Origin of the sequence: Pseudogemmobacter sp. W21_MBD1_M6, from assembly GCF_052119585.1 — a bacterium.
GTDB lineage: Bacteria > Pseudomonadota > Alphaproteobacteria > Rhodobacterales > Rhodobacteraceae > JBGQOJ01.
Map to the genome: position 1 here is coordinate 1 of NZ_JBGQOJ010000045.1, position 8450 is coordinate 8450.

Sequence of the window (8450 nt, forward strand, 5' to 3'; positions counted from 1 at the left end):
CCAATCGCGAGCACGTCACCGTCACGATTGACGATGAACACATGAGTATGCGGCGCGGAACGTTTGGCCTGCCGAAGACAGTGATGAACCCGCGACCCTGACCTATGGCGACAAGGCTCCTTTCGACCCGGCCCCGCTGACGAGTTTCTTCGATCAAGCCGCGCTGGCAGCGATGCAGGAAGGCAATCGGGATCATGCCAATGAGATCAGCCAGTCCGGTAAGGCGATGGTGGCCGACATGAAGGCGGCGGGCACACCGGCAGACCTCATGAAGTCCGCGCTGCACGCCTACCATGAAAGCGCCTCGGAAGGGCTATCCGAGGATCAGCGCGTCGAAGTTGCTCAGGCGACTATGGCCAAACTCCAAGCCGAATATGGTCCGGCATTCGAGCGCGATCTGGGCGCGGCGCGCGCGCTGATTGATGATCTGGAAAAGGTGACGCCCGGTTTGAAAGCCTCGCTCGAAGCGACAGGGGCCGGGAACAGCAAGAAGCTGATCCAGGCTGCAATAAAAGAGGCCAAGCGGCGCGGATATGGACGCCGCTGAAAGTGTTGCGATCAGTGTTGTGGTGTTGTGATTTTATTCATACTTTTCAATGACTTAAATGTTTACGCATCTGCAAGCGTGCGCTATTCTGAACCGTAGTGAAACCCTGGGAGAGCGAACCATGACCTGCAACATCATCACCTTTGAAATCGACGCCTGGAACCTGCAAGCCGAGATGGAAGACCTCGCCGCACTGATCGGCGCGCTGCCGGGCGAAACATCCGTGGCTCAGGCCAAGGCGGCTGAGACGATCCTGCTGGCCGGTAAACTGGCAGATGCACTGGCCGATGCGATAGAGGCTGGCGGGTGATCCCCTGCCCTATGTGCGGCGGCGCGGTGCCTGTCGCGCTGGATAACCTGATCCAGCTACACAAAGTCACCGGACAGGCTGAGGCAATCTTGCGGGCGTTCTGGGAGGGGCAAGGCCGAACGCTCAGCACTGAACGCCTGTTTGATGCAATGTATGCCGACGATCCTGACGGTGGGCATGGACAGACCAGCATGCACGCCCAGCTGCGCGCGGCTGTTCAAGAGCTGAACATATTGCTGGCCGGTAGGATCAGTATAGGTCAGCCTCAGCCACGGCGCGGCAGATGGCGGCTGCGGATCACGCTCTGAGCGGTTCGGTCAGACCTTATTGGGCGGATACATAAGCTGACCCAGCACCTTCACGCCCTCGCGCTCCTGATCTGGCTCAGGATACCAGCCCAATCCCGCGATCCGGTTTCGGGGTTTGCATCGGCTTTGCCCGGTGCGTGACCAAGATGGGATTTTTCATCCGTCATGGGCTGTCGCTCCTTCTGTGTGGGTGTTTCGGCAGATCGGCAGAATCGGATCGGCGATTTTCTGCACACTGTTGAACCTGTGTTGAACCAAGAGGCGCCGGAAAATTCACCGCCGGTTCATCACTGCGCAGCATATTGATTTTATTGAGAGAATTGGTGCACCCAGCACGATTCGAACGTGCGACCTCTGCCTTCGGAGGGCAGCGCTCTATCCAGCTGAGCTATGGGTGCCTTGGCAGCGATATAGGATAAACGCCCGCGCCCCGCAACGTGAAATTCACCCCGCGACGCGATGAACGCGCGATACCCTGCCGCGCTCTGGTCCGGCCGCCTACGCCTGACCCAGTTTCGCCAGACGCGCCGCGCGCAACCGCGCGAAATCGTCACCCGCATGATAGCTTGACCGCGTCAACGGCGTGGCAGAAACCATCAGGAAACCCTTGCCATAGGCTGCCTTTTCGTAGGCTGCGAATTCCTCGGGCGTGACAAAGCGGTCCACGCGGTGATGTTTCGGCGTTGGCTGCAGGTATTGTCCGACGGTCAAAAAGTCGATGTTGGCCGCGCGCATATCATCCATCACCTGCATGACTGCCTGACGGTCCTCGCCCAAGCCCACCATTATGCCGGATTTGGTGAACATCGACGGATCAATCTCTTTGATCCGCTGCAAAAGCCGAAGCGAGTGAAAATAGCGCGCACCGGGGCGCACTTCCGGGTATAGACCGGGGACGGTTTCAAGGTTGTGGTTAAACACATCGGGTTTTGCTTTAACAACAACCTCCAATGCACTGTGATCACATCGAATAAAGTCTGGCGTCAGGATTTCGATCGTGGTGCCGGGGGCTTGCCGCCTCACCGCGCGGATGGTCTGGGCAAAGTGCTCTGCCCCGCCATCCTCGATATCGTCGCGGTCCACGGATGTGATGACCACATGCTTCAACCCCAGCTTTTTGACCGCATCGGCAACCCTGCCCGGCTCGAAGACATCCAGCGCCTCCGGCGGTTTCCCGGTTGCGATATTGCAAAAGGTGCAGGCGCGGGTGCAGACTTCACCCATGATCATCATCGTGGCGTGGCCCTGGCTCCAGCATTCACCGACATTGGGGCAGCCCGCCTCTTCGCAGACCGTCACCAGCTTGTGCTCGCGCATGATATCGCGGGTCTGCTTGTACCCTTCGGACGTTGGCGCCTTCACACGGATCCAATCGGGTTTTTTCGGTTGGGCGTTGTCGGGGCGTTTCGCCTTTTCGGGGTGCCGCTCGGCCGGAATTTTAAGATCGCGCATGATAATTCCTTTCGTTACCGGGTGACCTACACCCATCCCTCGTAAAGGCAAAGGGACAAGTCCGCACATCTCCATCGGCAAAAGGATAGTTTAAGGGTGAACTATATACAAGATCACCCGATGCCAAAGCCCGGCAACCGATCGCGCAAAGTCGAAAGGGCGCCCTGAAATCGGGCGCCCCTTTGCAATTCTTTGTTCTCTAAATATCCATATCCCGAAACGGCTCGCCCGCACCCTACCCTATCATACCGCCGTATTTTCCCTCGGTCTCGTCATAGTGGCGGCGCAGCCGCTGCAGGGCAATCCGCAGCACGATCTTACCCGATCGCGCCGACCACCCCATGCGCTTTTCCGCAGTTTCCATCCCTTCCAGAAAACAACAACATCTCAATACCACATCCCCAAGACCCGGCCCCAGATCGCGCAGCGCTTTTGACACCCGCTCCCGGGCCGAGGCCGGTCCCATCGCCAACCCGCTGTCGCCCGCGAACGTGCCGCGGTCACCACCGGTCAGGAACCGGTCCCAGTTCTGACCGACCCGAGGCCCCATCTGCGCCATCTCGAAATCCTCGCGCAGCCGTTCTCCGGCCGAGACAAGGTCATCCGACAGGAAATTCTGCCCGTCCTTGTCCTTGCGTCGCGCGACAGCGGCCAGAGGCGATTCCGCCAGATTGTAGCGATAGCGCGTCGGGCGCTCCTCGCCGGTGTCCATCACGGTTTTTTCGCCCCAGACGCGGTGCTGGTCGCCAAACGGGGCGGCCTGCCCGCCATTATCCGTGGCCAGCATCCGCTTCAGCGCCGCGCGCCCCGCGCCGGTAATCTCGTATTGCGCGACCTTTCCGGTCTTGATGCAGGAAATCCAGTCTTTCAACGCCATGGCCTGTGCCACAGTGCGGTCCACCACACCGGTCCGCGCCGATTGCCCGCCGGGCAGACTGCGCACGACCACGGCCTTTTCCATTTCGTTGGACACCGCCAGAACGGCGCCGGTTTCCGCCAACCGGCGCAGGATCCGCTTGGCCTCACGCGCCAGGCTTGCATCTTCGGTTGGCAGTGCGGCGGGACGGATAGAAGCAGATCGGATAGGTGCAGACATGGGAAAACCTTCCATGGGAACGGGTGTCGTTTCGAATGCAGATGCGGGCACAGTCACGGGCACAGATGCCGGCTCGGGCGCTGGCTCTGCGGGGCGGGTTGCACCCAGACGGCGCAGGGCTTCGTCGACCAGTGGGTCGTCACGCCTGTTCTCGAACCGGCGGACCTGCCGCAGAACCGTCGACGCAGCACAGCCCGCATCCCGCGCCACCGCGCGGATCGACAGGCCCAGTTCGGTATGTGTCAGATAATGTTGCGCACCTTGCGGGACCCAGTCTGGCAGCCCCCTGAATGGGTGCGTTGAAGGTGATAATAGCATCGCCGCTCTCCCCCGAGAATTCGATTTGCTTAAGGTAAGGCCAAGCGGCCATCCGTGTCCGGCCTAACGGCCGCAAATCAACCTAAAGTTGCATTGGTTACGAGTTCGTAAAAATTTAGTCGTTTGGTAATGATTGTTTATAAAAGCTAAACAAACTTGAACCCACCGTTCGGGTCCAACGCAAAACACGCAACACACGCATAAATTGCGCCACCCTGCCCCATGTGTTTTGTAGAAGGACGACCCGATGACCGATATTTTTGGAATGCTGAACGCACTGAACCGGCCAAAATTGTTGATCCGCGCCGCGCGGTGCGGACAGGTCGACTATAACCGGACCCGCGATCTGCGGCGGCTGCTGAAGGTCAATACGCCGCCATCGCCGGGGGCCGCGATCATCGGGTTGATCGCCGTGGAAGAAGTGCAGGAAGAAAAACGCCAGAACGGCGACGCCGGTTACAGCATCGCCCGTCATGTAGACCTGTTGATCGCGATGATGGGCGAGGCGCAGCTGTTGCGCACCCGCCTGTCAGCCGCCGCCTTACCGCAAACGTCCCCTAGATGAACGCGTCCGGCATACCGGCCTTCTTGGCATCGACATAGGCGCGCAATGCGGCCTCGATCGCGGGATCAATCGCGGGCTGCTGATAATCGTTCAGCATTTTTGCGACCCGGATCGTGGCAAGCGCCTGCGTGTCGCGCGCGCCCTCTTCGTCCCAGGTCTCGAAGGGCTTGTAGTCGAACAGGTCCGACCGCCAGAATGCTGACTTGAAGTTGTCCTGCGTGTGCTGGCAGCCCAGATAATGGCCGCCCGGCCCCACTTCGCGGATCGCATCCATGCCCTGACCGTTCTCGTCCATGATGATTCCCTTGGCCAGATGGTGCAATGTGCCCAGTTGGTCAGCGTCCATCACGAACTTCTCGTAAGACGACACAAGGCCCCCTTCCAGCCAGCCGCAGGCGTGCAGCATAAAGTTCACACCGGACAAAAGCGCCATGTTCAGGCTGTTCGCGGTCTCGTAAGCGGCCTGAGCATCGGGCAGTTTCGATCCGCAGAACGACCCGCCCGACCGGTATGGCAGGTTCATCCGCCGCGCCAGCTGTCCTGCGCCATAGGTGATGTGCGCGGCCTCGGGTGTGCCAAAGGTCGGCGCCCCCGAATTCATGTCGATCGAGGTCACGAACGCACCGAAGATCACCGGCGCACCGGCGCGGACCAGCTGGGAATAGGCGACCCCCGCCAGAACCTCTGCCAGAACCTGCGTCAGGGTGCCCGCAACCGTCACAGGTGCCATCGCCCCCCCGACGATAAAGGGCGAAATGATGCTGGCCTGATTGTTTCTCGCGAAAACCTCCAGCGCGCCCATCATCGTCGAATCGAACGTCAGCGGAGAGTTGATGTTGATCAGCGATGTCATCACCGTGTTGTCCTGCACAAAGTCCTTGCCGAACAGGATCTCGCACATCTCGATGCTGTCCTGCGCACGGCTTGGCTCTGTCACGGACCCCATGAAGGGCTTGTCGGAATACAGCATATGCGTCAGCAGCATATCCAGATGACGCTTGTTCACCGGCACATCTGTCGGCTCGCAGACGGTGCCGCCGGAATGGTGCAGCCATTTGGACATATAGCCCAGTTTCACGAAATTCTGGAAGTCCTGCATCGTGGCATAGCGGCGGCCACCGGCGGCATCGCGCACGAAGGGCGGGCCGTAAACCGGCGCCAGAACAAGATTTTTGCCGCCGATCACCACATTGCGCTCGGGGTTGCGGGCGTGCTGGGTGAACGACGAGGGCGCCGTCGCGCACAGCTTGCGGGCCAATCCACGCGGGATGCGCACGCGCTCGCCCTCGATTTCAGCACCGGCCGCACGCCAAAGATCAAGTGCGGCGGGGTTATCGACGAAATTCACCCCGATCTCGGCCAGCACCGTTTCGGCGTTCGCCTCGATGATCTCCAGCGCCTCGTCGTTGAGTATCTCGAAGTTCGGGATATTCCGCTGGATATATTTTGCCGTTTCCAGGCTGACCGCTGTGCGTTCCGCGCGCCGCGCGGCGCCACCGCCACCACGTGCCGGACGGGTTCTGACTGCTTCGGTCATCGCAAAATATCCTTCTTGATCGCGCGCAACGCCACCGGTCGCGCCTGTTTGATGTGCTTCTAACCGTTTTCGATGTGCTGTCTTGCGAAGATTCCGCCGCTTGAGGGGGGAAAGCGACATGTCGCATCTTGATCAATCGCGCGGCGCCGCTTAATCCGTTGCCATGACAGATATCACGCATGACCGCCTTCTCATCATAGACTTCGGCTCTCAGGTAACGCAGCTGATTGCGCGCCGCCTGCGTGAGCAGAACGTCTATTGCGAAATTCACCCCTTCAACAAGGTGACCGATGCCTTCTTAAAGGACTTCGCCCCCAAGGCAGTGATCCTGTCGGGCGGTCCGGCCTCTGTGATGACGGAAAACTCGCCCCGCGCGCCAGAATCGCTTTGGACATACGGGGTGCCGGTTCTTGGCATTTGCTACGGCCAGCAGGTGATGATGCACCAGTTGGGCGGCAAGGTAGAACGCGGTCATGGCACCGCCGAATTCGGCCGCGCCTATGTCACATCGTCAGATGGCACCCTGCCCCTTCTGGCGGGCTGGTTCCTTGAGGGCCGCGAACAGGTCTGGATGAGCCACGGCGACCATGTATCTGAAATCGCACCCGGTTTCCAGGTTTACGGCACCTCGCCCAATGCCCCCTTCGCCATCACAGCCGACCCGTCGCGCAATTTCTTCGCGGTGCAATTCCACCCCGAGGTGCACCACACCCCGAACGGTGCCACGCTGTATGAGAACTTCGTGCGGCTTGCCGGTTTCACCGGTGACTGGACCATGGGTGCCTACCGCGAACAGGCCATTCAGGCGATCCGCGATCAGGTCGGCGACGGCAAGGTGATCTGCGCCTTGTCCGGCGGCGTTGACAGCTCTGTCGCCGCCGTGCTGATCCACGAGGCGATCGGCGACCAGTTGACCTGCGTCTATGTCGATCACGGCCTGATGCGGCTGAACGAATCCGAACAGGTCGTCAGCATGTTCCGCGAGCATTATAACCTGCCGCTGATCCACGCCGACGAATCCGAACTGTTTCTGGGCAAGCTTGAAGGCGTCAGCGACCCCGAGACCAAGCGCAAGATCATCGGTGGCCTGTTCATCGAGGTGTTCGAAAAACACGCAAAAGCCATCGGCGGCGCGAATTTCCTGGCGCAGGGCACGCTTTACCCCGACGTGATCGAATCCGTCAGCTTTTCCGGCGGCCCAAGTGTCACGATCAAATCGCATCACAACGTCGGCGGCCTGCCGGAACGCATGAACATGCAACTGGTCGAGCCGCTGCGCGAGCTGTTCAAGGACGAGGTCCGCGCCCTGGGTCGCGAGCTTGGCCTGCCTGACAGCTTTATCGGGCGTCACCCCTTCCCAGGGCCGGGGCTTGCCATTCGCTGCCCCGGAGAGATCACCCGCGAAAAGCTGGAGATCCTGCGCAAGGCGGACGCGGTCTATATCGACCAGATCCGCAAGCACGACCTTTACGATGAAATCTGGCAGGCCTTCGTTGCAATCCTGCCCGTGCGCACCGTGGGCGTGATGGGCGACGGGCGCACCTATGATTTCGCCTGCGCCTTGCGCGCTGTGACGTCCGTGGACGGCATGACCGCCGATTACTACCCGTTCACCCACGAATTCCTTGGCGAAACCGCGACGCGGATCATCAACGAGGTCGAGGGGATCAACCGGGTGACCTATGACATCACCTCCAAACCTCCCGGCACCATCGAGTGGGAGTGATCCCGCGTCGGGTTGCGCGCTACATACATGCGATAGGCTATTGATCTTTCGACCTCGGACATATTCAGTGTCCGAGGTCATTTTTTGTGTTTTTTATTAGTTATTTACGGCCAATAGCTCATTTTAAAACCAAGAGTAGTATTATGGCATTACGTCTCTACCATTGCGCGAAATGCGGCCACAAAATGCGGCTTGCATCATCACAGTGCGGCCGTTGTTACAGCAAAAAGCCATTTCACCAGACCATCGGTGCGCTTTTTCTGGTGGTGGTCTGCATCGGCTCGGTAACCGTCGTGGCATTCGCCTGACCCTGTTGTGCAATCGGCGGTTGACGCGCAGGCAAAATTCGTGCCCCGTTCCGGTCTGACCGGGCACATCGTCGCCCCTGCATAGCCGAGGCCCCGATGTCCCCTATCCTGAAAGCCGCCCTCTGGATGAGCGGGGCCATTGTGTCTTTCTCCTCGATGGCAATTGCAGGCCGCGCGGTCAGCTTTGAACTCGATACATTTGAACTGATGGGCACCTCGATTTTTACGAGTTTTCAGCTCCACACCTCGGCGCTACCGGTTTGAAGGTGGCCGGAGACCACTG

9 protein-coding genes, 1 tRNA gene and 1 pseudogene are annotated in these 8450 nt (G+C 59.8%); 7 read left to right on the top strand and 4 right to left on the bottom strand.

What is annotated here, in order from left to right:
- Nucleotides 1-172: 172 nt before the first annotated feature.
- From ACEN2R_RS20175 to ACEN2R_RS20185, 3 genes are all read left to right on the top strand, one after another.
- Nucleotides 173-547, top strand: a complete 375-nt coding sequence (locus tag ACEN2R_RS20175) for a hypothetical protein (RefSeq protein ID WP_442044648.1) — start codon at nt 173-175, stop codon at nt 545-547.
- A 121-nt stretch (nt 548-668) separates the two neighbouring features.
- Nucleotides 669-857: a hypothetical protein gene (locus tag ACEN2R_RS20180; protein WP_442044650.1), complete on the top strand. Its 189-nt coding sequence runs from the start codon at nt 669-671 to the stop codon at nt 855-857.
- Nucleotides 854-1165 carry a hypothetical protein gene (locus tag ACEN2R_RS20185; RefSeq protein ID WP_442044652.1) on the top strand — a complete coding sequence of 104 codons (312 nt, stop codon included), beginning with the start codon at nt 854-856 and terminating at the stop codon, nt 1163-1165. Before ACEN2R_RS20180 ends, ACEN2R_RS20185 begins: the two co-directional genes overlap by 4 nt.
- Nucleotides 1166-1486: 321 nt before the next feature.
- Here ACEN2R_RS20185 and ACEN2R_RS20190 read toward each other — a convergent pair.
- The 3 genes from ACEN2R_RS20190 to ACEN2R_RS20200 form a co-directional block, all read right to left on the bottom strand.
- Nucleotides 1487-1563 (bottom strand) — tRNA-Arg (locus ACEN2R_RS20190).
- A gap of 100 nt (nt 1564-1663) precedes the next feature.
- Nucleotides 1664-2617 carry a lipoyl synthase gene (lipA, locus tag ACEN2R_RS20195; RefSeq protein WP_442044654.1) on the bottom strand — a complete coding sequence of 318 codons (954 nt, stop codon included), beginning with the start codon at nt 2615-2617 and terminating at the stop codon, nt 1664-1666.
- Nucleotides 2618-2852: 235 nt separating this feature from the next.
- Nucleotides 2853-4031 (bottom strand): DUF6456 domain-containing protein, encoded by a 1179-nt coding sequence (locus tag ACEN2R_RS20200; RefSeq protein ID WP_442044656.1) that lies wholly within the window; start codon nt 4029-4031, stop codon nt 2853-2855.
- A gap of 247 nt (nt 4032-4278) precedes the next feature.
- Between ACEN2R_RS20200 and ACEN2R_RS20205 the strand changes: the two genes are divergently transcribed.
- Complete coding sequence (locus ACEN2R_RS20205) at nt 4279-4596, top strand: DUF6477 family protein (RefSeq protein ID WP_442044658.1); 318 nt, start codon at nt 4279-4281, stop codon at nt 4594-4596.
- On the opposite strand, the gene ACEN2R_RS20210 is transcribed toward ACEN2R_RS20205, so the two are convergent.
- Nucleotides 4589-6133 (bottom strand): trimethylamine methyltransferase family protein, encoded by a 1545-nt coding sequence (locus ACEN2R_RS20210; protein ID WP_442044660.1) that lies wholly within the window; start codon nt 6131-6133, stop codon nt 4589-4591. The two genes, ACEN2R_RS20205 and ACEN2R_RS20210, sit on opposite strands and share 8 nt — an antisense overlap.
- A 163-nt stretch (nt 6134-6296) precedes the next feature.
- Between ACEN2R_RS20210 and guaA the strand changes: the two genes are divergently transcribed.
- The 3 genes and pseudogenes from guaA to ACEN2R_RS20225 all read left to right on the top strand — a co-directional run.
- Nucleotides 6297-7859, top strand: coding sequence for a glutamine-hydrolyzing GMP synthase (gene guaA, locus ACEN2R_RS20215; RefSeq protein WP_442044662.1), 1563 nt, complete (start codon nt 6297-6299; stop codon nt 7857-7859).
- Nucleotides 7860-8002: 143 nt separating this feature from the next.
- Nucleotides 8003-8167, top strand: coding sequence for a hypothetical protein (locus tag ACEN2R_RS20220; RefSeq protein ID WP_442044664.1), 165 nt, complete (start codon nt 8003-8005; stop codon nt 8165-8167).
- A 96-nt stretch (nt 8168-8263) separates the two neighbouring features.
- Nucleotides 8264-8377 (top strand): annotated as a pseudogene (locus ACEN2R_RS20225) (EamA family transporter); the annotation flags it as partial.
- Nucleotides 8378-8450 lie beyond the last annotated feature (73 nt).

Coding starts and splice junctions, on each gene's coding strand:
- ACEN2R_RS20200 (WP_442044656.1), bottom strand. CDS start 4,031: ATGCTATTATCACCTTCAACGCACCCATTCAGGGGGCTGCCAGACTGG.
- ACEN2R_RS20205 (WP_442044658.1), top strand. CDS start 4,279: ATGACCGATATTTTTGGAATGCTGAACGCACTGAACCGGCCAAAATTG.
- ACEN2R_RS20210 (WP_442044660.1), bottom strand. CDS start 6,133: ATGACCGAAGCAGTCAGAACCCGTCCGGCACGTGGTGGCGGTGGCGCC.
- lipA (WP_442044654.1), bottom strand. CDS start 2,617: ATGCGCGATCTTAAAATTCCGGCCGAGCGGCACCCCGAAAAGGCGAAA.
- ACEN2R_RS20175 (WP_442044648.1), top strand. CDS start 173: ATGCAGGAAGGCAATCGGGATCATGCCAATGAGATCAGCCAGTCCGGT.
- ACEN2R_RS20220 (WP_442044664.1), top strand. CDS start 8,003: ATGGCATTACGTCTCTACCATTGCGCGAAATGCGGCCACAAAATGCGG.
- ACEN2R_RS20180 (WP_442044650.1), top strand. CDS start 669: ATGACCTGCAACATCATCACCTTTGAAATCGACGCCTGGAACCTGCAA.
- guaA (WP_442044662.1), top strand. CDS start 6,297: ATGACAGATATCACGCATGACCGCCTTCTCATCATAGACTTCGGCTCT.